Genomic DNA, 23,214 nt, shown 5'->3' with positions numbered 1-23,214 from the left:
CTATTGGGGACCACCGACCCTTAATCCGATCCCAACACACCCATATACGTACTTTTGCGGAGCAGGATTGCGAGTGGCTGCTCGCCACGGCAACCCATTGACCCCCCGAGGACTTCTATGGCCTAGTCCGGCCTCTTCAGGCCGCCGAAACCACGAAAACGCAACGATTCCATGACCTCCGAACGCTATAACGCCCGCGACGCCGAACCGCGCTGGCAACGCAAATGGGACGAACAGGCGATCTTCGTCTCGAAGAACGACGATTCGCGGCCAAAATATTATGTGCTGGAGATGTTCCCCTACCCCTCCGGGCGCATCCACATCGGCCATGTCCGCAACTACACGCTCGGCGACGTGCTGGCCCGCTTCATGCGCGCCAAGGGGTTCAACGTACTGCACCCGATGGGTTGGGACGCCTTCGGCCTGCCGGCCGAGAACGCCGCCATCGAGCGCAAGGTCGCACCCAAGGCCTGGACCTACGACAACATCGCCGCGATGAAGAAGCAGCTCCGCTCGATCGGGCTGTCGCTGGACTGGTCACGCGAATTCGCGACCTGCGACCCCAGCTACTACAAGCATCAGCAGAAGATGTTCCTGGATATGCTCGCCGCGGGCCTTGCCGAGCGCGAGAAGCGCAAGCTGAATTGGGATCCGGTCGACATGACCGTGCTCGCCAATGAGCAGGTGATCGACGGCCGTGGCTGGCGCTCGGGCGCAATCGTCGAGCAGCGCGAAATGAGCCAGTGGGTCTTCAAGATCACGAAGTACGCGCAGGAATTGCTGTCGGCGCTGGATGGGCTCGACCGCTGGCCCGACAAGGTCAGGCTGATGCAGCGCAACTGGATCGGCCGCTCGGAAGGTCTGTTGATCCGCTTCGCGCTCGATCCGGCGACGACGCCTGCCGGCGAGAGCGAGCTGAAGATCTTCACGACGCGCCCGGACACGCTGTTCGGCGCAAAGTTCATGGCGATCTCGGCGGATCATCCGCTGGCGCAGGCGGCCGCCGCGAAGAACCCTGATCTCGCCGAGTTCATCTCCGACATCAAGAAGATCGGCACGGCACAATCGATCATCGACACCGCGGAGAAGCAGGGCTTTGATACCGGCATCCGCGCGGTGCACCCGTTCGACCCGGACTGGAAGCTGCCGGTCTATGTCGCCAACTTCGTGCTGATGGAATACGGCACGGGCGCGATCTTCGGCTGTCCCGCGCATGATCAGCGCGACCTCGACTTCGTCAACAAATACGCGCTCGGCAATACGCCGGTCGTCTGTCCCGAAGGCCAGGATCCCAAATCCTTCGTCATCACCGACACCGCCTATGACGGTGATGGCCGCATGATCAATTCGCGTTTCCTCGACGGCATGACCATCGAGCAGGCGAAGGAAGAGGTCGCCAAGCGCCTCGAAAGCGAGATGCGCGGCAACGCGCCGGTGGCCGAGCGCCAGGTCAATTTCCGCCTGCGCGACTGGGGCATTTCGCGCCAGCGCTATTGGGGCTGCCCGATTCCGGTCATCCACTGTCCGAGATGCGACGTGGTGCCGGTGCCTGATGACCAGTTGCCGGTGGTGCTGCCGGAAGACGTGAGCTTCGACAAGCCGGGCAATGCGCTCGACCATCATCCGACCTGGAAGCACGTCACCTGTCCCAAATGCGGCGGCAGCGCTAGCCGCGAAACCGACACCATGGACACCTTCGTGGATTCGTCCTGGTACTTTGCGCGCTTCACCGATCCCTGGAACGAGAAAGCACCGACGACGCCCGCGATCGCCAACCGCATGCTCCCGGTCGACCAGTATATCGGCGGCGTCGAGCACGCGATCCTGCATCTGCTCTACAGCCGCTTCTTCACCCGCGCCATGAAAGCCACCGGGCATCTCGCGCTGGATGAGCCGTTCGCCGGCATGTTCACGCAAGGCATGGTGGTACACGAGACCTATCAGAAGGCCGACGGCAGCTGGGTGCAGCCGGCCGAGGTGAAGATCGAGGTCGGCGGCAACGGACGCCGCGCGATCCTGCTCGCGACCGGCGAAGACGTCACGATCGGCCCGATCGAGAAGATGTCGAAGTCGAAGAAGAACACGGTCGACCCCGATGACATCATCGCGACCTATGGCGCCGATGTCGCCCGCTGGTTCATGCTATCGGACTCCCCGCCCGACCGCGACGTGATCTGGAGCGATGAGCGCGTCCAGGGCGCCTCGCGCTTCGTGCAGCGGCTGTGGCGGCTGGTGAACGATGCCGTGGAGGTCAGCAAAACCGCTCCCGCAACCCGGCCAGGTTCCTTCAGTGACGATGCGACCGCCCTGCGCAAGGCCGCCCATGGCGCGCTGGACAAGGTCACATCAGGCGTCGAGCGGCTGCATTTCAACGTGTGCCTCGCCCATATCCGCGAGTTCACGAATTCGTTTTCCGAGGTGCTCCAGCGTCCCGGCCAGCCGGCCCCTGATTTGGCTTGGGCGATCCGGGAGGCCGGCCAGATCCTGGTCCAGCTGTTCTCCCCGATGATGCCGCATCTGGCCGAGGAGTGCTGGCAGGTTCTGGGCCAGCCCGGGTTGGTTTCCGAGGCCAGTTGGCCGCAAATCGAACGCGATTTGCTGGTTGAAGACAGCGTGACCCTGGTGGTCCAGGTCAACGGCAAGAAGCGGGGCGAGGTCACGGTTGCAACAGTGGCCCAGAATCCGGAAATCGAGGCTGCCGCTTTGGCCCTTGATGCTGTAAAACTGGCCTTGGACGGCAAGCCCGTCCGCAAGGTGATCATCGTCCCCAAGAGGATCGTGAATGTTGTCGGCTAGGATCCGTATCGCTGCCCGCTTGCTGGCGATTGCCACACTGGCGGCGCTGACGGCCGGCTGCTTCCAGCCGATGTATGCCGAGCATACCGATGGCACCCCCGGCTTGCGTGAAAAGCTGATGGGGGTCGATCTGCCACCGATCTCGAAGGCGAACGCCTCCCGCGAGGCCCGCGTCGGCATCGAGATCCGCAACGCCCTCGCCTTCAAGCTCTACGGCTCGGCGACCGGCATGCCGCCGACGCATCGACTCGATATCCGCTTCACCACCACCAAATCGTCGCTGATCGTCTCGGCCGTGACCGGCCTGCCGACCAGTGAGAATTACGGCATCGACTGCCAGTATAATTTGGTCGAGGTCGTGACCGGCAAATCGGTGATGACCGGCTCGACCTTCTCGCGCGTGTCCTACGACATGCCCGGCTCGTATCAGCGCTTCGCCCGCAACCGCGCGATACGCGACGCCGAGGATCGTGCGGCCAACGAGATTGCCGAGAACATCAACACAAGGCTCGCCGCGTTCTTCACCGCGGGCTCGTAGTTCATTCCCGCCTGAGGCCCGATGGTCGCGCTGCGCGGCAAAGAGATCGATGCCTTCCTCGCACGTCCTGATGCGGGCCGCCCGATCATCCTGCTTTACGGTCCCGACGCCGGCCTCGTGCGCGAGCGCGCCGACGCACTGATCGCGTCCGCCATTGACGATCCCAACGATCCCTTCTCGCTGGTCAAGCTCGACGGTGACGAGCTGTCCGCCGAGCCGTCGCGTCTGGTCGACGAGGCCATGACCGTGCCGCTGTTCGGCGGCCGCCGCGCCATTCGCATCCGCGCCGGCTCGCGCAGCTTTGCTGCCGGCATCGACACGCTGGCCGAGATGAGCGTGAAGGATTGCCGCATCGTGATCGAAGCCGGCGAGCTGCGTCCCGAATCGCCGCTGCGCAAGGCCTGCGAGAAGGCCAGGATGGCGGTGGCGATCGGCTGCTATCCCGACACCGAGCGCGACCTCGCCAAATTGATGGACGACGAGCTTCGCATTGCGAACTTGCGTATCACGCAGGATGCCCGTGCCGCGCTGATGTCGTTCCTCGGCGGCGACCGGCAGGCCTCGCGCAACGAGCTGCGCAAGCTCACGCTCTATGCCCACGGCAGGGGCGAGATCACGCTTGAAGACGTGATGTCCGTGGTCGCGGATGCGTCCGAGCTCAAGCTCGATCCGATCGTCGACGGCGCTTTCGCCGGCCGGCCAGACATTGTCGAGACCGAGTTCGCAAAAGCCATGATCGCCGGAACATATCCCGGTGTGATCATTTCGGCCGCGCAGCGCCAGGCCGCATGGCTGCACAAATCCGCGCTCGCGATCGCCGACGGCCAGCCGGCCTCCGCCGTGCTGGACGGCGGATTTCCGCGCTTGCATTTTTCACGCAAACCGATGGTCGAAACGGCGCTGCGCAATTTCAGCGTGGCAAGGCTCGCTGCCATCATCGAGCAGCTCGCGACCGCCGCGCTCGACACCCGCAAACAATCGACGCTCGCCGCCGCCATCGCCCAGCGCACGCTGATGGCGATCGCGGCGAATGCGAAGCGGCGGGGGTAGCCACGGCTCTCTCCCCGTCATTGCGAGGAGCACTTGCGACGAAGCAATCCAGAGTCTTTCCGCGGAGAGATTCTGGATTGCTTCGCTACGCTCGCAATGACGAATTCCGTCATCCTGAGGTGCGAGCCGCGCGGCGCAACGCGGTGCGCGGGGAGCCTCGAAGGATGAACGGCCCCGATGCAACCGGGCCGTCGCCCTTCGAGGGCCGCTGAAGAAGCGGCCACCTCCAGCGACAACGGCTTCGCCGTTGCGCGGGGATGACGGTCATAGGAAGTTGCTGAGCCTACAGCCCGCCCTTCGCCAGCCGCTTCATCACCTCGTCGAGCTGATCGAGGTTGCGGTAGTTGATCTGGACCGAGCCGCCGGGATCGCGGTGATTGACGGTGACCTTGAGGCCGAGCGCGTCGCTGACGCGCTTCTCGAGATCGATCGTATCAGGGTCCTTTTCCTTAGGCCCGGTGGAGCGCGGCTTTTGCGGCTTGCGCTCCGGGACGCCCTCTTCATGCGCGAGCGCTTCGGTCTGGCGGACGTTGAGCCCCTCCGCAACGATCCGCTTGGCGGCGGCGAGCGGATCCGGCACGCCGATCAGCGCGCGGGCGTGACCGGCGGTCAACTCGCCGGTCGCGATGAAGGCCTGCACCTCGGCCGGCAACTTGGTCAGCCGCATCATGTTGGCGACATGGCTGCGGCTCTTGCCGACGACTTTCGCGATGTCGTCCTGGCTGCGTTTGAACTCGTTGGCGAGCGCATGATAGCCCTGCGCCTCTTCCATCGGATTGAGGTCTTCGCGCTGCACGTTCTCGACGATCGCGAATTCCAGCGCATCGCTGTCGCTGATGTCGACCGGCACGATCGGCACCTCGTGCAGGCCAGCCATCTGCGAAGCGCGCCAGCGCCGCTCGCCGGCGATGATCTCGAAGCGATCCTGCGCGCCCTTGACGGGACGGACCACGATCGGCTGGATCACGCCGTGCTGCTTGATGGACTCGCAGAGCTCCTTGAGCTCGGTGTCCGAAAACGTGCGGCGCGGGTTGCGCGGATTGGCCTTGATGAATTCGATCGGCACCTTGCGCTGCGCACGCGGACGGTCGACGTGCTGGGCTTCGCCGCCGACGTCACCGATCAGACTTGCAAGACCCCGGCCCAGTCGCGAACGCGCTTCATCGGCCATCGCCAGCTCCCTTGGATTCACGCTGCAGCACTCCAGAACTGAATTTTCTAATCGTAGGGTGGGCAAAGCGAGGCGTGCCCACCGATTGCTTATGAGCGGAAGACGGTGGGCACGGCGAAGACGCCTTTGCCCACCCTACGGCAACATCAATGCGTCGTCCGCAGCTCGCGCTCGCGCTGGATCACTTCGGTGGCGAGCCGCAAATAGGCTTCGCTGCCGACGCATTTGAGATCGTAGACCAGCACCGGCTTGCCGTAGGACGGCGCCTCCGAGATGCGCACGTTGCGCGGGATCATGGTCTTGTAGACCTTCTCGCCCATGAATTGGCGAACGTCGGCGACGACCTGGTTCGAGAGGTTGTTGCGCGAGTCGAACATGGTCAGCACGATGCCATGGATCGACAGATTCGGATTGAGCGTCGAGCGCACCTGCTCCACCGTCTGCAGCAATTGCGACAGACCTTCGAGCGCGAAGAACTCGCACTGCAGCGGCACCAGGATCGCGTCCGATGCGGCCATCGCATTCACCGTGAGCAAATTGAGCGAGGGCGGGCAGTCGATCAGCACATAGGTGTAATCGGCATCCGGCGAGACGTTGTTGTTGAGCGAGGCGATCGCATCGCGCAGCTTGAAGGCGCGGCCGGCAGTGGTGCCAAGCTCGAGCTCGAGGCCGGAGAGATCCATGGTCGAGGGCGCGATGTGCAGGCGCGGCACCGCGGTCGACACGACGGCCTCGCGCAGAGGGGCCTCACCGATCAGCACGTCATAGGTCGAGCAGGAGCGGTTGCGGCGGTCGATGCCGAGACCGGTCGAGGCGTTGCCCTGCGGATCGAGATCGACGATCAGGACGCGCTCGCCGATCGCGGCGAGTGCGGTGCCGAGATTGATCGCGGTGGTTGTTTTCCCCACACCGCCCTTCTGATTCGCCAGCGCCAGGATGCGCGGGTGGCCATGCGGCACTTCAGCTTTTTCTCGGTCAGCTCTTTGCTGGGCGCCCTGGTCTTGCTGCGGTTCGTCCATTACGGTCATCGAAATTCCCCAACTCAACCCCTGAGCGCCTCACCCGCGCCGTTCAACTGAAGTCAGCTCGACGATCCAACCGTCCCCCGTCCGGCTTCGGTGGAGTTGCGGCCGAATATTCCAATATTTAGCGGCTTCGGTCAATTCAGCCTCTACATCTTGACCCTTCGGAAATAACGCCTTTGCGCCTTGGCGCATCAGCGGCTCCGCAAAGCCGATGAGTTGATGTAGCGGAGCCAGCGCGCGCGCGGTGACGCAATCGACGGGGCCGGTGATTCTATCCACATTATCCCCGATCTCAGCGAGGTGTACGACCCCCGGAGATGTGGTGACGCGAACAGCTTCGCGCAAAAAGGCGGCCTTCTTGGCGATTCGCTCGACAAGATGGACACAAGCGTCCGGGGTCCCCGCCATGGCGCAGGCCAGCACGACGCCGGGAAAACCGCCGCCGCTGCCGAGGTCGGCCCAGCGTTTTGTAGACGGGGCGAGATCGACGAGCTGAAGCGAATCGGCGATGTGCCGCGTCCAGAGGTTCGGCAGGGTCGACGGCGCGACCAGATTGGTCTTGGCCTGCCACTCCCGGAGCAAAGCGATATAGCGATCGAGCCGGGCCTCCGTTTCATGTGAAACGGGCGCGAGCTTGAGTGCCGCGCGCTTGTCGGCGGCGATGATGGAGTCGAGCGCCTGATCGTTGGCGCTGGCCTTGTCAATCCTTGGCCGGGCTGGTGCCGGATCCGGTCGATGACGAGCGCCCTCGCCGGCTCCAGATCGTCGCGATAGCGGCCTGTCCCCGCCCGATCCGCGCTGTTTCACGTGAAACGCCTATGCGATTGCTTTGGACGACTTTCGGGCCTCGCGGCGGAGATAGGCCGCGAGGATGCCGAGCGCGGCCGGTGTCATGCCGTCGATCCGGCCGGCCTGGCCGACGGTGAACGGCCGCGCCTTCTCCAGCTTGGCCCGGACTTCATTGGAGAGACCGGGGACGAGGCTATAGTCGACCTCCGACAGCACCATGCCTTCGTCGCGCCGGAAAGCTTCGACGTCAGCGCTCTGCCGCTCCAGATAGACGTCGTACTTGGCGTCGATCTCGAGATGGGTGGCGATGACCGGATCGATGGACGCCAACTCCGGCCAGATCGCGCGAACCTGGCTCCAGCCGATCTCGGGATAGGCCATCAGCTCGAACGCCGAGCGGCGCTGACCGTCCCGGTTGAGGGATAGCCCGTGCTTGATCGCCTCGTTAGGGGTGATGGTCAGGGACTTCGAGAGGGTTCGGGCGGCGTTCAGCGCAGCCATCTTGGCGCGATGATGCCTGATACGGGCGCTGCCGACGCAGCCCAGAGCGATCGCCTTCTCGGTCAGGCGCTGATCGGCATTGTCGGCCCGCAGGGTCAGCCGGTACTCGGCCCGCGAGGTGAACATCCGATAGGGCTCGGTGATCCCTCGGGTGACGAGATCGTCGATCATCACGCCGAGATAACCGTCGGCACGGTCGAACACGGTCAGCGCGGCGCCGCTTGCGGCGAGCGCTGCATTGAGGCCGGCGACGATGCCCTGGCCGGCGGCTTCCTCATATCCCGTGGTGCCGTTGATCTGCCCGGCCAGGAAGAGACCGCGCAGTCGCTTGGTCTGGAGGGTCGGATCGAGCTCCCGGGGATCGATGTGATCATATTCGATGGCATAACCCGGGCGGACCATCTTTACCTGCTCGAGGCCGGGGATGGTCGCGAGGATCGCGAGCTGGACCTCCTCCGGCAGCGACGTCGAGATGCCGTTGGGGTAGACCGTGCTGTCATCGAGCCCTTCGGGCTCCAGGAAGATCTGGTGACCGTCGCGATCGCCGAAGCGGACGATCTTGTCCTCAATCGACGGGCAATAGCGCGGACCGGAGCTCTTGATCTGGCCCGAGTACATGGGGGAGCGATGGACGTTGGCCCGGATCACCTCATGGGTCGCGGCCGTGGTCCGGGTGATGCCGCACTGGATCTGCGGGGTCGTGATCCGCTCGGTCATCACCGAGAACGGCTCCGGGGGCTCGTCGCCGGGCTGCATTTCGACCGCGGACCAGTTGATGGTCGAGCCGTCCAGACGCGGCGGAGTGCCCGTCTTGAGGCGTCCGAGGGTAAAGCCGGCCCGCTCAAAGGAGGCTGAAAGGCCCATCGCAGGGGCCTCGCCGACCCGGCCCGCGGGCCAATTCCTCTCACCGAGATGGATCAGACCACGCAGGAAGGTGCCGGTTGTGACCACAACAGCCCCTGCCCGGAGCTCCCGGCCATCGGCCAGACGCAGTCCCGTGACCCGGCCATCGACCACGATCAGTTCGTCGGCCTCACCTTCGATGACGAAAAGGCCTGCAGTCTCCCGGATCGCGACCTGCATCGCGGCGGCATAAAGCTTCCGATCGGCCTGGGCGCGTGGACCACGGACTGCCGGACCCTTGCGGCGGTTCAGGACGCGAAATTGAATGCCGCCGGCGTCGCCGACCCGGCCCATCAGCCCATCGAGGGCATCGACCTCGCGGACCAGATGGCCCTTGCCGAGACCACCGATGGCGGGATTGCAGGACATCGCGCCGATGGTGGAGAACCGGTGCGTCACCAGCGCGGTCACGGCGCCCATTCGCGCAGCCGCAGCCGCGGCCTCACAGCCGGCATGGCCCCCGCCGATGACGATGACGTCGAAACTCTCTCGCTCCTGTCGCATGGGCGAACTTCTAGCTCAGCGGGGGAAAAGCCGGAAGTAGAAACTGGGTGGGCGGCTGTTTCAGGTGAAACACGGCGGGGCGGCTCCCCCGAAACAACCCCATGCACCGTAAGAAAGGCATTCGGAATGGCATCTGTTTCACGTGAAACAGATGGACTTGGGCCGGGTGCGAGAAAGGGCAAGGCCGCTCCGGCTACCGTCATTGCGAGCGCAGCGAAGCAATCCAGAATCCCACCGCGGTGGAGATCCTGGATTGCTTCGTCGCAAGGGCTCCTCGCAATGACGGGCTTGGGCGGAGGTGGTTTTCCCGTGAACCAGCTCGGAACCCATGCCTTGTTGTTTCACGTGAAACAAACAATGGAACAAGCTCTAGTTCTACATTGAAGAACTAGCTCTACTTTCCAATACAGAATTTCTGAAAGATGGCTCCAAGGACGTCCTCGACGTCCACCCGGCCGAGCAGCCGGCCCAAGGCATAGGCGGCGGCACGCAATTCTTCGGCGGCCAGCTCTTCGCCCTCTTCTACAAGCTCCAGGCTCCGGCGCAAGCTGTCCGACGCCTGGCTCAACAAATCCCGCTGGCGGGTTCGAGTCACCATTCCGCCCTCGGTGGTCCCAAAGAAATCCGAGGCGACCTTGACGAGGGCGTCGACCAGCTCGGCAATGCCATCGCCGCGACTCGCCGAGATTGCGAATTCGCCGCGCGAATCGGCGCCACCGAGGTCGATCTTGTTGCGCACGATCCAGACTGACCCATCTGGCCGATCGCCCTCTTCGGATCTCCGAAGCAACCGTACCGCGTCCGGATCGGCGGCACGGTCTCCCTCCACCAGCCACAGCACCAGGTCGGCATCGTCGGCCCGCGCCCTCGCCCGGCGCACGCCTTCCTGCTCGACGGGATCATCGGTCTCGCGGATCCCGGCCGTGTCGATGACGGTGACCGGGTAGCCGTCGAGATCGAGCTGCACCTCGATCACGTCGCGCGTGGTCCCGGCGTGCGGCGAGACGATCGCGACCTCGCGGCGGGCGAGTTGGTTCATCAGCGTCGACTTGCCGACATTCGGCTCGCCGGCGATGGCAACCACGAGCCCGTCACGCAGGCGTTCAGAATGTCCCTGTGCCGCAAGGACTTTTGCAATTTCATCGCAAAGCGCCTGGATCGCTTCCACCGCCGGCGCCCTCAGCTCCGCCGGCACATCGCCTTCATCGGAAAAATCGATGCCGGCCTCGATCAGCGCCGAGGCTTCGATGATGCGCTCGCGCCAATCGCGCGCGCGATCGCCGAGCAGACCCTGCAACTGCCGCAGCGCCTGGCGCCGCTGACGATCCGTGTCGGCATGAATGAGGTCGTCGAGACCCTCGGCTTCGGTGAGATCGAGCTTGCCGTTCTCGAACGCGCGCCGCGTGAACTCGCCGGGGTCGGCCGCGCGCGTATTCGGAATTAGCGAAATAGCGGTAAAGAGCGCAGCGAGCACCGCGCGGCCGCCATGGACGTGGAATTCGGCGATGTCCTCGCCGGTCGCGCTGGCCGGCCCCGGAAACCAGAGCACGACGGCCTCGTCGATCGGTTGACCCGTGCCGTCGCGGAGCACGCGGCGGCTTGCTTGCCGCGGTGTCGGCAGCCTGCCCGCGAGCAATGTCAGTGCGAGCGCGGCTTGCGGACCGGAGACACGCACCAAGGCGATTGCGCTCGGCGGTCGGCCGGACGACAGCGCAAAGATGGTCTGGTCTCGCGGGTGCATGGCGTATTTGTCCACCTGGCAGGGAAAAGGCAAACGGCCTGTTGGCGGACGCTGGCGGGCCTTGTTCACTGCGTTCCAATCGGCACAAATTTATATTGCAGTGCAATATAAAGCGCCGCCATTTTGCTGCAGAAATCCCTTCGGCCCGCAATATCGGCGCAACGGGAATCAAGTATTTTCAGGTATATCAAAGCGATATATCGAAACAGGCTTCGAATCCAAGCCGGACCGTTATGCTGCACCCTTTCCGCAGCAAAGCCGCACAACAAAAAGGGCGCCCCGAGGGCGCCCCAAAATGTTTCTGCACCCTGGCTCAGGTGTTCATGGAGTCGAAGAACTCCGAATTGCTCTTGGTCGAGCGCAGCTTGTCGAGCAGGAAGTCGATCGCGTCCATCGTGCCCATCGGATTGAGGATGCGGCGGAGCACGTACATCTTCTTGAGCACCTGCGGATCGGTAATGAGCTCCTCCTTGCGGGTGCCGGAGCGTGAGATGTCGATCGCCGGGAAGGTGCGCTTGTCCGAGACCTTGCGGTCGAGGATCAGTTCCGAGTTACCGGTGCCCTTGAACTCTTCGAAGATGACTTCGTCCATGCGGCTGCCGGTATCGACCAGCGCGGTCGCGATGATGGTGAGCGAGCCGCCCTCCTCGATGTTGCGGGCGGCACCGAAGAAGCGCTTCGGGCGCTGCAGCGCGTTGGCGTCGACACCGCCGGTGAGCACCTTGCCTGATGACGGCACCACGGTGTTGTAGGCGCGCCCGAGGCGCGTGATCGAATCGAGCAGGATGACGACGTCGCGGCCGTGCTCGACCAGGCGCTTGGCTTTCTCGATCACCATTTCGGCGACCTGGACGTGACGCACCGCCGGCTCGTCAAAGGTCGACGACACTACCTCGCCCTTCACCGAGCGCTGCATGTCGGTGACTTCTTCGGGACGCTCGTCGATCAAGAGCACGATCAGATAGCAATCGGGATGATTGGCCGTGATCGAATGCGCGATGTTCTGCATCAGCACGGTCTTACCGGTGCGCGGCGGCGCGACGATCAGCGCGCGCTGGCCCTTGCCGATCGGCGCGACGATATCGATCACGCGTGCGGACAGGTCCTTCCGCGTTGGATCGTCGATTTCCATGCGGAAACGCTGATTCGGAAACAGTGGCGTGAGGTTGTCGAAATTGACCTTGTGCTTGGCCTTTTCCGGGTCCTCGAAATTGAGCGTGTTGACCTTCAGCAGCGCAAAATAGCGCTCGCCCTCTTTCGGGCTGCGAATATGGCCTTCGATGGTATCGCCAGTGCGCAGGCCAAAGCGGCGAATCTGCGAGGGCGAAACGTAGATGTCGTCAGGGCCCGGCAGATAATTGGCATCGGGCGAGCGGAGGAAGCCGAAGCCGTCGGAGAGCACCTCGACCACGCCCTGGCCGACAATGTCGGTCTCGGCGAGCGCGAGCTGCTTGAGGATGGCGAACAACAGCTCCTGCTTGCGCATGGTGCTGGCATTCTCGACCCCATTCTCCTCCGCGAACGAGACGAGCTCGGCCGGCGTTTTGGATTTGAGGTCTTCGAGTTTGATTTCCCGCATTGGGGTGGTCCTGTGGGGTAACCTTGGGAGGGGTGCGAGGAGGCTCTGAAATGCGGACGTGAGAAGGTAAGGTCCGCAGGTCTGGCAAGGTTAAGTGCCGGTGGGGGCTTCAAACCTGATGCGGTGTCCGGCCTTCAAAAAGCTCGGACACAACCACATCCGCCTGCGTTGGGTGGGATATCGATAATATAGAAAATCGCTTTCCACTCCGCAAGCCGAAGCTCTGAGCGATCGTTCACGTTTCCTGCCTCAAATCTCGCCTAGAACGGCTTCACGATCACCATGATGACGATGATGATCATCAGGGCGGTCGGCACCTCATTGATAATCCGGAAGAATTTCTGGCTGTGCGGGCGCTTGTCGGCGGCGAAGTCCTTGAGCCAGCGGGAAAAAAAGCCGTGGACCGCAGACAGCGCCAGCACCATTGCCAGTTTTACGTGCAGCCAGCCGAAGCTGAACCAATGGCCGGCCCAGGCGAGATACAGCCCGGCGAGCCAGGTGAGGATCATGGCGGGGTTGATGATCGCCTTGAGCAGGCGGCGTTCCATGACCTTGAAGGTTTCTGACTGCTTCGAGCCGATCTCGGCTTCGCAGTGATAGACGAACAGCCTGGGCAGATAGAGCATGCCGGCCATCCAGGCGATGACCGCGATCACGTGCACCGCCTTGATCCAGAGATAGACGTCTTCGAACATGTCAGGCGTCCGACTTTGCGCCCAGCCGTCAGGCGGGCTGGGGATAGTAAGAACTCGTTAAGGTCTCACCTCCACACATATCCGTCCCTAGGACCTTCCTCAAATCTAGAATCTTAGATTCTTAAAGGTTTGAGTCTGAGTGACCGTGGATTGGACTCACACAATGCCGTCCGCGCGGTCGCGAGCGCTTGTTCACATCCATCAACACGTCCCGGGCCGGTTCCCGTCCGGCCAGATAAATGGTCCGGATACAAAGGCTTGCGCATCTCTGTCCGCAGCCTATCAACGGGGTTATCCGCGCAATCCCGCTTCGCTCTCGACAGGCCGTCGGATTTGTTCTGACGGGCAGCGGTGTGAAGAAAATTGGCAGATGTCCCGCCCCTGGTGTCGCGCAACCCTTTCCGAGGGGTTAAGCTCCACAGAAATCCACAAACCACACAGCCCCCATACAAAGAGTTTTTGTGCCGACCTCGAGCAATTATTTCCATCTGCACCTCGTCTCCGACTCCACCGGTGAGACCCTGATTACGGTCGCGCGCGCCGTCGCAGCGCAGTACGCGAATGTCACGCCGGTCGAGCATGTCTATCCGCTGGTGCGCAGCCAGAAGCAGCTCGACCGCGTGCTCGACGAGATCGAGGAAGCGCCCGGGATCGTGCTGTTCACGTTGCTGGAGAAGGATCTGGTCTCCAGGCTCGAGGACAAGTGCAAGGCGATCAATGTTCCGAGCCTGTCGATCATCGGCCCGGTCATGCAATTGTTCGAAGCCTATCTGGGTGCCGCGACCACGGGCCGCGTCGGTGCGCAGCACGTGCTCAACGCCGAATATTTCAAGCGCATCGATGCGCTGAACTACACGATGATCCATGACGACGGGCAGCATGTTGAAGGTCTGGAGGAAGCCGACGTCGTGCTGGTCGGCGTGTCCCGCACCTCGAAGACGCCGACCTCGATCTATCTCGCCAATCGCGGCATCCGCACCGCCAACGTGCCGCTGGTCCCGGGCATTCCCGTGCCGGCGCAGCTGGAGACATTGACCCGGCCGCTGGTGGTGAGCCTGCACGCAACGCCGGAACGCCTGATCCAGATCCGCCAGAACCGCCTGCTCTCGATGGGCGCCGAATCCGGATCGGGCAGCGACTCCTATACCGACAGGCAATCGGTGACCGAAGAGGTCGCGTTTGCGCGCAAGCTGAGCGCCAAGCACGACTGGCCGCTGCTTGACGTCACCCGGCGCTCGATCGAGGAAACCGCAGCGGCGATCATGAAGCTCTACAGCGATCGCCAACGCAACCGGCCCCCGGAATAGCTTTCGACATGGGTCTATGGCGCGGCAAAACTCCGTTGATCCTGGCCTCGCAGAGCAGCGCACGCAAAATGCTGCTGGCGAATGCCGGACTCGAATTCAAGGCCATGACGGCTGACATCGACGAACGCGGCATTCAGGTTGCGTCCAAGCTCTCGAATCCGCGTGAGATCGGTCTGCTGCTGGCACGCGAGAAGGCGAAAGCAGTCTCGACCAATCAACCGGGGAGCTATGTGATCGGTGCTGACCAGACGCTGGCACTCGGCGACCGCCTTTTTAACAAGCCTGCCGGGCGCACACAGGCGCTGGCACAATTGCGAGATCTCGCGGGCCGCACGCACGAGCTGAATTCAGCCGTGGCGGTGGCACATGACGGCAGGATCGTCTTTGAGGACGTCTCGATAGCTCGCATGACCATGCGGCAGATGGCCGAGGCCGAGCTTTCAGCCTATCTCGACGCGGCTGGCGAGGCGGTGACGACCAGCGTCGGCGCCTATCAGCTCGAAGGGCTGGGCATCCATCTGTTCGAACGTCTCGAGGGCGACCATTTCACCATTCTCGGCCTGCCGCTGTTGCCGTTGCTTGCGTTCCTGCGGAGCGAGCGGCTGGTTGCGGTCTAACTGACAGGGATGGCTGCGCGCTGATGCGGATCCTGGGACTAACCGGCTCGATCGGGATGGGTAAATCCACCACCGCAAAGTTGTTCGCGGAGGCGGGCGTGCCCGTCTACGATGCCGATGCCGCTGTCCATCAACTCTATGAAGGTGAGGCCGCGCCGGCGATCGAGGCCGCCTTCCCCGGCACCACCGCGGGCGGCAAGGTCGACAGGACCAAACTGTCCGCACGGGTGGTGCACGATCCCGCCGCGATCAAGCAGCTCGAGCAGATCGTCCATCCGATGCTCGGCGCTTCCAGGCAGAAATTTTTTGCCGATGCGGAGGCCGCCAAGGCGCCGGTCGTGGTCCTCGATATCCCGCTGCTGTTCGAGACAGGCGGCGAGAAGCGGGTCGACGCCGTCGTCGTGGTCTCGACCTCGCCGGAGCTCCAGCGCGAGCGCGTGCTGGCGCGGGGAACCATGGACGAGGCCAAGCTCAACGCCATTATCGCCAAGCAGATGCCCGACGCCGAAAAGCGCAAGCGGGCAGATTTCGTCGTGGATACCTCGGACGGACTTGAGCCGGTGCGCGCGCAAATCACGCACATCCTGGCCGAGGTCGTTAAGATGCCGCAGCGGCGGACCTGATTCGCCGAGTTCTACGGCTTCCTGCGCGGCATCTCAAAATCATGCGTGAAATCGTTCTCGATACCGAAACCACCGGCCTCGATCCGCTGCGCGGCGATCGCCTGGTCGAAATCGGCTGCGTCGAGATCTTCAACCGCATGCCGACGGGGCAGACCTATCACGTCTATATCAACCCCGAGCGGGACATGCCGGCGGAAGCCTTTGCGGTGCATGGACTGTCGTCCGAGTTTCTCTCGACCAAGCCGCTATTTCATGAGGTTGCCGACGAATTCCTGGCATTCATCGGCGATGCGCCGCTGGTGATCCACAACGCTTCGTTCGACATCAGCTTCATCAATGCCGAGCTCGACCGGATCAAGCGCGCGCCGATTCCGCGCGAGCGGCTGGTCGATACGCTGCTGCTGGCGCGGCGCAAGCATCCCGGCGTGTCGAACCGGCTCGACGATCTCTGTTCGCGCTATTCGATCGACAATTCACACCGCACCAAGCACGGCGCGTTGCTCGACTCCGAGCTTCTGGCTGAGGTTTACGTCGATCTGGTCGGAGCGCGGCAGTCGCAGCTGCTGCTCGCGTCGGAGACCGAGGAAATTCGCGTCAATACCGCCGGCGATGCGCCGCGGCGGCAGCGGCCGGTAGCCCTTGCGCCGCGGGTGTCAGACGCCGAGCGCGAGGCCCACCGGGCCTTCATCGCAACAATGGGCGAAAAGGCGATCTGGAACGAATATCTCGCCGCTCCAGTCGCCTCTCCCGCTGGCTAGATCGACAGCTCAGGCCTGACCGGCCGGTTGCTGAGCGGCCATTTGCCGCTCCATGTTCTGGCGATAGAGACCGACGAAGTCGACCGGGTCCAGCATCAGCGGCGGGAACCCGCCGTCGCGCACGGCGGTGGCAATGATCTCGCGGGCGAATGGGAACAGCAGGCGCGGGCATTCGATCATCACCAGCGGGTGCAAATTCTCTTTCGGCACGTTTGCGATGCGGAACACGCCCGCATAGGCCAGCTCGAACGAGAACATCACCTTGCCAGCGGTCTCGGCCTTGCCTTCGACCGACAGCGTCACCTCGAATTCGGTTTCGCTGAGGTTGTTGGCGCTGACATTGATCTGGATATTGATCTGGGGTGGCTGGCTCTGCTGCTGGAGCGAGCTCGGCGCGTTCGGATTCTCGAAGGACAGGTCCTTGGTATATTGCGCCAGCACATTGAGCTGGGGAGCCTGGGCCGCCTCGGGAGGGGTGCCGTTACCGTTGGTCATCAAAATCTCTCCTTACCCGATTGGGGCTGAATTTCGCGGCGGTTGGCTAACATAGGGCCGCCTCATTCCACAAGGACGAACGGCACCCGGAGAGTCGATCCGGGCTCCGCCCACAACAGTGACGCTGGACCCGCCCTGGACACCAAATCGCACGTTAAACGCTTGAAGATGCGCGATTTCCGCCCCACGATCGGGTTTCCCCTTCGGCATAAAACGCGCTACACTTGCCGCTGTGCCAAAAGGCGCCATTGGCCGGGCCAGATTTCGTGCCTACATCCCGCGGACGAGACGCGCGGGCCAAAAAGGGTGATGTCATCTTGCCGTTCCGGTATGGAACGGTCTACTGGCCGGATTGATTTTCCCGGCAGCGACCCCAAAGAAGCCTTGGCCCAAAAGACTTGGGTAAAGACCAGAAAGCGATACGACGTGGACATCTACACCATCATCTTCCTTGCGCTGGCGGTCTTTATTTTTCTGCGGCTGCGTAGCGTGCTGGGGCAGCGGACGGGCAACGAGCGCCCGCCGTTCGACCGCACCGCCCGCAATGCGCTGGGTGGTGCTCCGGACAAGAACGTCGTGACCATGCCGGGCAAGGTGATCGATCAGCCGCCGCTGGCGCCGACGGCCGAGCCGGCGCCGCCGTCGGACCGCTGGAAGGGCCTGACCGAGCCGGGCACCGCACTGGCCCAGGGTCTCGACGCCATCGTCGAGCGGGATTCCACCTTCGACCCGCGCCACTTCCTGTCCGGCGCCCGCGGCGCCTATGAGATGATCGTGCTCGCCTTTGCCAATGGCGATCGCCGCTCGCTGCGCGACCTGCTCTCGTCGGAGGTCTATGAAAGCTTCGACGCTGCGATCAAGGACCGCGAGAAGAACGAGCAGAAAACCGAGACGCGTTTCGTCTCGATCGACAAGGCCGAGTTGGTCGGCGCCGAGCTGCGCGACCGTACGGCGCAGCTGACCGTGCGTTTCGTCTCGCAGATGATCTCGGTCACCCGTGACAAGGCCGGCAACATCGTCGATGGCAATCCCGACAAGGTCGCCGACATCACTGACATCTGGACTTTCGCCCGCGACACCACCTCTCGCGATCCGAACTGGAAGTTGGTTGGCACCGGAAGCGCGAATTAAGCTCTTTCTGAAGAACAGCGCGACCGCGCTTTGCGCAGGTCTCGTCGTGCTGGCTTCGTTTTCGCTTGGCGCCGAGGCCGCGCGGCGCCACTACCGCAGTCATCACTATCGTGATCATCGCGCCCCTGAAATGGCCGCGATCCCGCCGCGCGCACTGCCCTATCCGCAGCTCCCGCTTCCGTTCGAAATTCCCGGCGCGCAATACCTGCCGCTGGCCTGGGCCGACGTGAAGGGCTGGAGCGATGACGATCATCTCGCCGCCTACAAGACCTTTCGCGCCAGCTGCCGCTCGATCAACGCACAAACCGGCGCTCCTGAACCGAAAGCACTTGAAGTGAAGGCTCTCGGCGGCTCGTTGAGCGAGCCCTGCCGCGCCGCCAAGTCGCGCGAGCCGAGCGACGATGCCAGCGCAAAGGCTTTCTTCGAAGAAAATTTTGCGCCGCTGCGCATCTCGCGCCTCGGCGAGCCCGATGGCTTCGTCACCGGCTATTACGAGCCGGTGCTGGAAGGATCGCGCACGCAGAGCGAAATCTACAACGTGCCGGTCTATCGCCGACCCTCCAACCTGTTCGTGCGCGGCTTCAATCAGGCCTCCGTCAACCTGCCCAACAAGGGGCCTGTGTATCGCAAGATCGGCCGCCGCAAGCTCGTGCCCTATTACGACCGCGGCGAGATCGAGGACGGCAAGATCGCCGGCCGCGGGCTGGAGATCGCCTGGCTGAAGGACCCGACGGATCTCTTGTTCGCCCAGATCCAGGGCTCGGCGCGGATCAAGTTCGAGGACGGCTCGACCATCCGGCTCAATTACGATTCCTATAACGGCTATCCCTACACGGCGGTCGGGCGCATCCTGATCGAGCGCGGCATCATTCCGAAGGAAGAGATGTCGATGCAGAAGATCAGGGAGTGGATGGCGCAAAACCCTGATGGCGCCAAGGAGCTGCGGCGGCAGAACCGCTCCTACATCTTCTTCCACGAGGTCAATCTGTCCGACAAGGACGAGGCGGTCGGGGCGCAAGGCATTCCGCTGACCGCCGGCCGCTCGATCGCGGTCGACAAGTCGCTGCATGTCTATGGCACGCCGTTCTTCATCGAAGGCGAGCTGCCGATCGAGTCCGACCGCGCCAGGACGCCGTTCCATCGTTTGATGATCGCGCAGGATACCGGCTCCGCCATTATCGGGCCTGCCCGCGCGGATCTCTATTTTGGTGCGGGGCTTGAAGCCGGCCGTGTCTCGGGACGGCTGCGCCACCCCATGCATTTCGTCATGCTGGTGCCGAAGAGCCTCGATCCCGCCACGCGCGCGGCCAGGCTGCCGGTGCCGGATCCGCGGCCGTCGGAGAAGATCGCAAAACTGTTTCCGCAAGCACCTGCGGCGAAGCCGGTTGCGTCCGTCGCAACCTCAGGCAAGGACGAGACTGTCGCTGTTGCGAGCCCGGTGCCGCTTCCGGCGCCGCGTCCTGTGATAGAACCTGTCCGCGAACCGCGCAGGCACATGAAGACCCGTCCCCACCAGCAATGAAGCGATCGTCCCGTCCGCCCGTGCTGGATCCGCGTCCCTCGCCGCGCCGTCGTGGCTTAAGCGAGGAAGATCGCGAGCTGTGGGATCTCGTCGCAAAGCAGGTCAAGCCGCTGCGGAAGCCTCGTGCGACCAAGCTGCACACCGCGCCGCGCGCTGAACCCTCGCCGGCGGCGCCGGTCGCCAAGCCGGTCGCCAAGCAAGCATTGTCGCCGCGACTCCTGGCTGCGGCCTCGGCCCCGCGGCCGTCAAAACCGTCGTTGCCGCCGCTCGCCCCGCTCGGCAAGCGCGAACGCACAAAACTGTCGCGTGGCCGCAGCGAGATCGAGGCGCGGCTTGATCTGCACGGCATGACCCAGACGCGTGCCCACCGCGCGCTGACCGGCTTCCTGCATCGTGCCCATCATGATGGCCTGACCTTCGTGCTTGTGATCACCGGCAAGGGCCGCAGCGGCGGCGAAAGCGGCGTGCTGCGTCGGCAAGTGCCGGAATGGCTGAGCCTGCCTGAATTCCGCGCTTTCGTGGTCGGGTTCGAGGAAGCCGGCATCGGCCATGGCGGCGAGGGTGCGCTGTATGTGCGAATCCGGCGGGCGAGGTATTAGTGGAATCAAGCCGGGCCCTGGCTCCTCTTGCCTCTCCCGCTTGCGGGAAAGGCCGACGCGCTCCGGGCGATGCAAAGCATCGTCCCGCGCGCGGCGGGTGAGGGTTCTCTCCTCTCGGGGGTTCTCGCTCGCGGAGAAAGCCCTCTCCCCAACCCTCTCCCGCAAGCGGGAGAGGGGGCGCACCTTCTCCGAGGTTGCGATTGAGTTCACCTTCAGAACGGCCTCACGATCCCGACGCGCGGGATCAGGGTGATGATCAGGCCGAAGATGTTTGTCTTCCTGTCCTCGGCCGGAATCAGCGGCGTCTCGTGCCTGGCTGGCAGCATCTTCACGGCGTGCAGGATCAGGACCATGCACACCGCCCAATTCGACATCCAGCGTGAATAGTCGAACACCATCGCGAACATCACGAGATAGGCGAGGCTGACGCCGATCAGGGCCGCGACGACGAGGCGGCGGTGGAGATCGCTCGCGAGGGCGCGGATCAGGCCGGCGAAATAGCGCCACAGCGGCGTGTGCAGCCAGAACAGCAGTGCGAACACGGGAATGCCGAGACTGTTGTGCGGCAGCCAGGCCCAGGTGTCGGAGACTTCCTTCGAGAGCGGCTGGTACCAGATGTAGGCGAATTGCAGCAGATCCTCGCGTGACGGATCGGCCATCCTGGTCTTCAGATAGGCGAGGAAATCAGCCTGCGGGACCGGCATGGTGCCGAGGAACTGCGCTGCGAAGAACAGCGCGCTGATGCAGAGCAATGCCGTGATGCCGAATGCGACATTGGCTCTGGTGATGCCGTACGAGAGATAATGCCTGATGACGACGATGGTGATGATCGTCGGCACATACATCAAGAGATGAATGTGGTGGATCAGCACGAGGATGATCGAAAACAATGCCGCCGTCGCCACGAACAGCAATGAGCCCGCCGGCATCAGCAGCAGGACCAGCGCGAAGAGACAGCCATAGATGTCGAAATGGCCGAGCGTGTGCATGAAATTCTTCAGGAAGTACGGCGAGCCGGCGATGAAGACGAACAGCGGCAGCGTCTTCGCGGTGAAGCCGAACGTCTTCTGAAACAGCCGCACGAACAGCGCCAGCGTCGCCAGCCACGCCGTTCCCGAGATCGCGAACACGAGCCACACCGGCACCTTCGCGGTGAACAGCGCAACGATCGCCCCGATCAGGGCGCGCTTGATGAAGCCGAAATGATAGTCGACGACAAGATGGATGTAGGGGACGTAAGGCGGCAGCTTCACCTTGTGAATGAAGACACCGATGATCACGGCCGCGTTGATCGCGAGCAGCAGCCGCCAGGGGTTTTTCTTGACGTCAGCGAGCATGTGGCACCAGCGGCGCGCCACGCTCCGCCGTCGTCCCGGGCAAGCGAAGCGCGACCCGGGACCCATAACCACAGGATGTTGCTTGAGCCAAGAGCGGAGCCGCTATCTTTTCCAATAAGAAATGCCGGTGGTTATGGGTCCCTGCTTTCGCAGGGACGACAACCGATTGATAGCGCGGGCCTGCCGAATTACAAAATGAACCGGCTCAGGTCGGCGTTCCTGGCGAGGTCACCGACGTGCTTCTGCACGAAATCGGCATCGACCCTGATGGTCTCGCCGTTGCGGTCGGGGGCGGTGAAGGAGATCTCGTCCAGCACCCGCTCCATGACGGTCTGCAGCCTGCGCGCGCCGATATTCTCGACGGTGGAATTGACGGCGACCGCCACGTCGGCGAGCGCGTCGATGGCGCTGTCGGTGATGTCGAGCGTCACGCCCTCGGTCTGCATCAAGGCGACATATTGCTTGATCAGCGAGGCCTCGGGCTCGGTCAGGATGCGGCGCATGTCGTCGCGGGTCAGCGCCTGCAATTCGACGCGGATCGGCAGGCGGCCCTGCAGCTCCGGCAAGAGGTCCGACGGCTTGGCGACGTGGAAGGCGCCGGAGGCGATGAACAGGATGTGGTCGGTCTTGACCGCGCCATGCTTGGTCGAGACCGTGGTGCCCTCGATCAGCGGCAACAGGTCGCGCTGCACGCCCTCGCGCGAGACGTCGCCGGCGGCGCGGCCTTCGCGGGCGCAGATCTTGTCGATCTCGTCGAGGAAGACGATGCCGTTGTTCTCGACCGCGCTGATCGCCTCCAGCGTGAGCTGATCAGTATCGAGCAGCTTGTCGGATTCCTCGTTGACGAGAATCTCGTGCGAGCCCTCGACGGTCAGTCGCCGCGTCTTGCTGCGGCCGCCCAGCTTGCCGAAGATGTCGCCGATCGAGATGGCGCCCATCTGCGCGCCCGGCATGCCCGGGATCTCGAACATCGGCATGCCGCCGCCTGAGGACTGCGTCTCGATCTCGATTTCCTTGTCGTTCAATTCGCCGGCGCGCAGCTTCTTGCGGAAGGATTCCCGCGTCGCCGAGCTTGCATTGGCGCCGACCAGCGCATCGAGCACGCGCTCCTCGGCGGCGAGCTGGGCGCGGGCCTGCACGTCCTTGCGCTTCTTCTCCCGGACCTGGGCGATCGCGACCTCGACGAGGTCGCGCACGATCTGCTCGACGTCGCGGCCGACATAGCCGACCTCGGTGAATTTTGTGGCTTCCACCTTCAGGAACGGCGCGTTCGCAAGCCTGGCAAGACGGCGCGCGATCTCGGTTTTGCCGACGCCGGTGGGCCCGATCATCAGGATGTTCTTGGGCAGCACCTCTTCGCGCAGCGAGCCGGTGAGCTGCTGCCGGCGCCAGCGGTTGCGCAGCGCGATCGAGACGGCGCGCTTGGCGTCGCCCTGGCCGACGATGAAACGGTCGAGTTCGGATACGATTTCGCGGGGGGAAAAATCTGTCATGGCACCTTAGCTAGGATCGGAAACCGGCGGGGACAAGCCG

At 63.5% G+C, this 23,214-nt stretch carries 20 protein-coding genes; 10 read left to right on the top strand and 10 right to left on the bottom strand.

Translation table 11 applies throughout. From position 1 onward, the window contains the following. The first annotated feature begins 171 nt into the window (after nt 1-171). The 3 genes from leuS to holA are packed head-to-tail and all read left to right on the top strand — an operon-like array spanning nt 172 to nt 4,384. Entirely contained in the window at nt 172-2,796 is a 2,625-nt protein-coding gene (gene leuS / locus XH98_RS25405) for a leucine--tRNA ligase (protein WP_271620254.1), read from the top strand. After that, nucleotides 2,783-3,334 (top strand): LPS assembly lipoprotein LptE, encoded by a 552-nt coding sequence (locus XH98_RS25400; RefSeq protein WP_271600217.1) that lies wholly within the window; start codon nt 2,783-2,785, stop codon nt 3,332-3,334. Before leuS ends, XH98_RS25400 begins: the two co-directional genes overlap by 14 nt. 21 nt (nt 3,335-3,355) lie before the next feature. Further along, the gene (holA, locus tag XH98_RS25395; protein WP_271600218.1) at nt 3,356-4,384 is read left to right on the top strand and encodes a DNA polymerase III subunit delta; all 1,029 of its coding nucleotides are present in this window, start codon (nt 3,356-3,358) and stop codon (nt 4,382-4,384) included. Between the two features lie 283 nt (nt 4,385-4,667). Here holA and XH98_RS25390 read toward each other — a convergent pair whose 3' ends face one another. The 7 genes from XH98_RS25390 to hemJ form a co-directional block, all read right to left on the bottom strand. Next, nucleotides 4,668-5,555, bottom strand: coding sequence for a ParB/RepB/Spo0J family partition protein (locus XH98_RS25390; protein WP_220003625.1), 888 nt, complete (start codon nt 5,553-5,555; stop codon nt 4,668-4,670). Nucleotides 5,556-5,701: 146 nt separating this feature from the next. After that, nucleotides 5,702-6,583: a ParA family protein gene (locus XH98_RS25385; protein ID WP_271600219.1), complete on the bottom strand. Its 882-nt coding sequence runs from the start codon at nt 6,581-6,583 to the stop codon at nt 5,702-5,704. Nucleotides 6,584-6,613: 30 nt separating this feature from the next. Next, nucleotides 6,614-7,387 (bottom strand): 16S rRNA (guanine(527)-N(7))-methyltransferase RsmG, encoded by a 774-nt coding sequence (rsmG, locus tag XH98_RS25380; protein WP_442868630.1) that lies wholly within the window; start codon nt 7,385-7,387, stop codon nt 6,614-6,616. A 9-nt stretch (nt 7,388-7,396) separates the two neighbouring features. Beyond that, nucleotides 7,397-9,277 (bottom strand): tRNA uridine-5-carboxymethylaminomethyl(34) synthesis enzyme MnmG, encoded by a 1,881-nt coding sequence (gene mnmG / locus XH98_RS25375; protein WP_271620253.1) that lies wholly within the window; start codon nt 9,275-9,277, stop codon nt 7,397-7,399. Nucleotides 9,278-9,671: 394 nt separating this feature from the next. After that, on the bottom strand, nt 9,672-11,018 hold the full coding sequence (gene mnmE / locus XH98_RS25370) for a tRNA uridine-5-carboxymethylaminomethyl(34) synthesis GTPase MnmE (RefSeq protein WP_271620252.1): 1,347 nt from the start codon (nt 11,016-11,018) through the stop codon (nt 9,672-9,674). A gap of 313 nt (nt 11,019-11,331) precedes the next feature. Next, nucleotides 11,332-12,597 carry a transcription termination factor Rho gene (rho, locus tag XH98_RS25365; protein ID WP_057751982.1) on the bottom strand — a complete coding sequence of 422 codons (1,266 nt, stop codon included), beginning with the start codon at nt 12,595-12,597 and terminating at the stop codon, nt 11,332-11,334. Between the two features lie 260 nt (nt 12,598-12,857). Then, nucleotides 12,858-13,292, bottom strand: a complete 435-nt coding sequence (hemJ, locus tag XH98_RS25360) for a protoporphyrinogen oxidase HemJ (RefSeq protein ID WP_057751985.1) — start codon at nt 13,290-13,292, stop codon at nt 12,858-12,860. 461 nt (nt 13,293-13,753) lie between these two features. On the opposite strand from hemJ, the gene XH98_RS25355 reads away from it, so the two are divergent. From XH98_RS25355 to dnaQ, 4 genes are read left to right on the top strand one after another with little or no spacing between them, the layout of a single operon-like run. Then, entirely contained in the window at nt 13,754-14,599 is an 846-nt protein-coding gene (locus tag XH98_RS25355) for a pyruvate, water dikinase regulatory protein (protein WP_057751988.1), read from the top strand. An 8-nt stretch (nt 14,600-14,607) separates the two neighbouring features. After that, complete coding sequence (locus tag XH98_RS25350; protein WP_271600223.1) at nt 14,608-15,216, top strand: Maf family nucleotide pyrophosphatase; 609 nt, start codon at nt 14,608-14,610, stop codon at nt 15,214-15,216. 23 nt (nt 15,217-15,239) lie between these two features. Continuing rightward, nucleotides 15,240-15,839: a dephospho-CoA kinase gene (coaE, locus tag XH98_RS25345; RefSeq protein WP_271620251.1), complete on the top strand. Its 600-nt coding sequence runs from the start codon at nt 15,240-15,242 to the stop codon at nt 15,837-15,839. Nucleotides 15,840-15,880: 41 nt separating this feature from the next. Then, nucleotides 15,881-16,597 carry a DNA polymerase III subunit epsilon gene (dnaQ, locus tag XH98_RS25340; protein WP_057751998.1) on the top strand — a complete coding sequence of 239 codons (717 nt, stop codon included), beginning with the start codon at nt 15,881-15,883 and terminating at the stop codon, nt 16,595-16,597. Between the two features lie 9 nt (nt 16,598-16,606). On the opposite strand, the gene secB is transcribed toward dnaQ, so the two are convergent. Beyond that, nucleotides 16,607-17,092: a protein-export chaperone SecB gene (gene secB, locus XH98_RS25335; protein WP_057752001.1), complete on the bottom strand. Its 486-nt coding sequence runs from the start codon at nt 17,090-17,092 to the stop codon at nt 16,607-16,609. Between the two features lie 426 nt (nt 17,093-17,518). Between secB and XH98_RS25330 the strand changes: the two genes are divergently transcribed. The 3 genes from XH98_RS25330 to XH98_RS25320 are packed head-to-tail and all read left to right on the top strand — an operon-like array spanning nt 17,519 to nt 20,344. Then, nucleotides 17,519-18,223 (top strand): Tim44/TimA family putative adaptor protein, encoded by a 705-nt coding sequence (locus XH98_RS25330; RefSeq protein WP_057752362.1) that lies wholly within the window; start codon nt 17,519-17,521, stop codon nt 18,221-18,223. Continuing rightward, nucleotides 18,201-19,745 (top strand): murein transglycosylase A, encoded by a 1,545-nt coding sequence (locus XH98_RS25325; RefSeq protein WP_271620250.1) that lies wholly within the window; start codon nt 18,201-18,203, stop codon nt 19,743-19,745. The genes XH98_RS25330 and XH98_RS25325 overlap by 23 nt, the downstream gene beginning before the upstream one ends. After that, on the top strand, nt 19,742-20,344 hold the full coding sequence (locus tag XH98_RS25320; protein WP_271620249.1) for a Smr/MutS family protein: 603 nt from the start codon (nt 19,742-19,744) through the stop codon (nt 20,342-20,344). The genes XH98_RS25325 and XH98_RS25320 overlap by 4 nt, the downstream gene beginning before the upstream one ends. 212 nt (nt 20,345-20,556) lie before the next feature. Here XH98_RS25320 and XH98_RS25315 read toward each other — a convergent pair whose 3' ends face one another. Further along, entirely contained in the window at nt 20,557-21,681 is a 1,125-nt protein-coding gene (locus tag XH98_RS25315) for a hypothetical protein (RefSeq protein ID WP_271620281.1), read from the bottom strand. A gap of 188 nt (nt 21,682-21,869) precedes the next feature. Then, nucleotides 21,870-23,174, bottom strand: a complete 1,305-nt coding sequence (hslU, locus tag XH98_RS25310; protein WP_057752011.1) for an ATP-dependent protease ATPase subunit HslU — start codon at nt 23,172-23,174, stop codon at nt 21,870-21,872. Nucleotides 23,175-23,214: the final 40 nt, after the last annotated feature.

Origin of the sequence: Bradyrhizobium sp. CCBAU 51745 (genome assembly GCF_028128715.1) — a bacterium.
GTDB classification, from domain to species: domain Bacteria; phylum Pseudomonadota; class Alphaproteobacteria; order Rhizobiales; family Xanthobacteraceae; genus Bradyrhizobium; species Bradyrhizobium manausense.
This window is presented reverse-complemented; position numbering and strand designations above follow the sequence as displayed.